This is a genomic window from Muricoccus vinaceus (genome assembly GCF_042433125.1).
Taxonomy (GTDB): domain Bacteria; phylum Pseudomonadota; class Alphaproteobacteria; order Acetobacterales; family Acetobacteraceae; genus Roseomonas; species Roseomonas vinacea.
Genome location: NZ_JBHLVZ010000027.1, coordinates 1 through 1,093 on the forward strand (window position 1 = coordinate 1; position 1,093 = coordinate 1,093).

General features: G+C 66.1%; 2 protein-coding genes. Both read left to right on the forward strand.

The genetic code is table 11. From position 1 onward, the window contains the following. Positions 1–377: 377 nt before the first annotated feature. Positions 378–608, forward strand: a complete 231-nt coding sequence (locus tag ACFFIC_RS12170) for a DUF2171 domain-containing protein (RefSeq protein WP_377050624.1) — start codon at positions 378–380, stop codon at positions 606–608. A gap of 250 nt (positions 609–858) precedes the next feature. Continuing rightward, positions 859–1,093: hypothetical protein (locus tag ACFFIC_RS12175; protein ID WP_377050626.1), on the forward strand; the 235-nt coding region annotated here is incomplete at its 3' end.

Here is a 1,093-nt window from a genome sequence, read left to right on the forward strand (position 1 = left end):
CTCTTCGGCATGGGCCTGCTCGGCATGGGCCTGGTGCGCCGCCGCAAGCAGGGCTGAGGCGGATGGGGCCGGCGCCGGCAGGCGCGGGCCCCGGACCCGGGGCGGGCGCTCGATCCCGGCTCAGGTCGCTCTTCGAGGCCACCCGCTTCAGGTGCCCAGCCCGGGTGCCCGGTGCGGACACCCCCGCCCGGGCCCTTCTCAGAGGGCCGGCGCACAGGCCGGACGCTCGCGCGTCCGGCCTTTTTTGTTTGAATCTCCTATCGGCCCTCATGAGGACGACAGCACATCTGTTTGATCGGGCAGAAGATGTGCCCCGGCCATGCTACCGGCGGCACATACCGGGCGTTAACCGCGGCACACAACAAAGGATGGTTCGCATGGTCGATCTCAGCCAGATCAAGGAGCATGCCAAGGTGATTGGCGCCGACGGGGTCCATGTCGGCACGGTGGACCATGTCGAAGGTCATCGCATCAAGCTGACCAAGCAGGACTCGGGCGACCAGCATCACCACTATATTTCGACCGGCTTGATTGCCGAGGTCGAGGACGGCACCGTGCGGCTTTCCGCGAATGCCGATGTTGCCGTGACGATGGAAGAAGACCAGTAACCTTCCATTGCCGACCCAGCAGGCGGCGGTGGCTCACCGGGTATCGGTGCCATTGAAGCCCATCGCGCCTGCGAAGGAAGCTGCAGGGCTGGCCGGTAACAGGGCCGAGCCTCGGAAGGGCGCACCTCACACCGAGCCTCCTCCTTCCCGTCCTCGCGTTTGTGAAGGTTCCTGTCTTTTTTTAGATTGTTTGTGAACCCGGAGACTGTTCTAGAGTTTACCGAACATCAACCAGTTTGGGACTAAGCTCATGCCCAGTTCACCTGCCGAGGCGCGGGATGCTTTTGCCCGACCCGCGACTCCCGGTGATCGCCCCGCCCGGAAGTTCGGTCTGCGCGGCGGACGCAGCGCGACGGGATCGCTCCAGGCTGCTGGTAACCGCCGGTCCTCCGGTGGTTCTCCGCCGCCCCGCGGCTCGGCGTTGCGGGCGGCGGATCTCGGTGTGGCCGGGGCCCTGCTGCTGCTGACCCTGCCGCTCTCCCTCC

Excerpts from the sequence above, each read along its gene's own strand:
- ACFFIC_RS12170 (WP_377050624.1), top strand. The coding sequence starts at position 378 with ATGGTCGATCTCAGCCAGATCAAGGAGCATGCCAAGGTGATTGGCGCC.